Annotated in this window: 1 protein-coding gene; it reads left to right on the top strand. The window is 65.2% G+C overall.

Annotated elements, in window-relative coordinates:
* Positions 1–16: 16 nt before the first annotated feature.
* Positions 17–1,250: adenosylhomocysteinase (gene ahcY, locus NAM01S_RS33620; RefSeq protein WP_067793404.1), on the top strand; the 1,234-nt coding region annotated here is incomplete at its 3' end.

Below are 1,250 nucleotides of genomic sequence, written 5' to 3'. Positions count from 1 at the left end.
GACCATGGAGAGGCAGATGACGACCTCAGAACTTCCCGCACGCACGTCCATGACCCCCGATGTCCGCAATGGCATCGACTACAAGGTGGCGGACCTGTCGCTGGCCGAGTTCGGCCGCAAGGAGATCCGTCTGGCCGAGCACGAGATGCCCGGTCTGATGGCTTTGCGCCGCGAGTACGCCGACGTGCTGCCGCTGAAGGGCGCGCGCATCTCCGGCTCGCTGCACATGACGGTGCAGACCGCGGTGCTGATCGAGACCCTGACCGCGCTGGGCGCGCAGGTGCGTTGGGCCTCGTGCAACATCTTCTCCACCCAGGACCACGCCGCCGCCGCGGTGGTCGTCGGTCCGCACGGCACGATCGAGGAGCCCAAGGGCACCCCGGTCTTTGCCTGGAAGGGCGAGACCCTGGAGGAGTACTGGTGGGCGGCCGAGCAGATGCTGACCTGGCCGGGTGAGCCGGCCAACATGATCCTCGACGACGGCGGCGACGCCACCATGCTCGTGCTGCGCGGCGCGCAGTTCGAGAAGGCCGGTGTCGTCCCGCCCGCCGACGAGGACCACTCCGCGGAGTACACGGTCTTCTTGAACCTGCTGCGCGAGCGGTTCGAGACCGACAAGGGCAAGTGGAGCGCGATCGCCGAGAGCGTCAAGGGCGTCACCGAGGAGACCACCACCGGCGTGCTTCGCCTGTACCAGTTCGCCGCCGCTGGCGAGTTGGTGTTCCCGGCGATCAACGTCAACGACTCGGTGACCAAGTCGAAGTTCGACAACAAGTACGGCACCCGCCACTCGCTCATCGACGGCATCAACCGCGGCACCGATGTGCTCATCGGCGGCAAGAAGGTGTTGATCTGCGGCTACGGCGATGTCGGCAAGGGTTGCGCGGAATCGCTTGCGGGACAGGGCGCTCGGGTGCAGGTCACCGAGATCGATCCGATCAACGCGCTGCAGGCGCTGATGGACGGCTACGACGTGGTGACCGTCGAGCAGGCGATCGCAGGCGCCGACATCGTGATCACCTCGACCGGCAACAAGGACATCATCACCCTCGAGCACATGAAGGCGATGAAGGACCAGGCCATCCTCGGCAACATCGGTCACTTCGACAACGAGATCGACATGGCGGCGCTGGAGCGTTCCGGCGCAACGCGATTGAACATCAAGCCGCAGGTCGATCAGTGGACCTTCGGTGATTCGGGCAAGTCGATCATCGTGCTGTCGGAAGGTCGGCTGCTGAATCTGGGCAATG

Origin of the sequence: Nocardia amikacinitolerans NBRC 108937, assembly GCF_001612615.1 — a bacterium.
Lineage (GTDB): Bacteria > Actinomycetota > Actinomycetes > Mycobacteriales > Mycobacteriaceae > Nocardia > Nocardia amikacinitolerans.
This window is presented reverse-complemented; position numbering and strand designations above follow the sequence as displayed.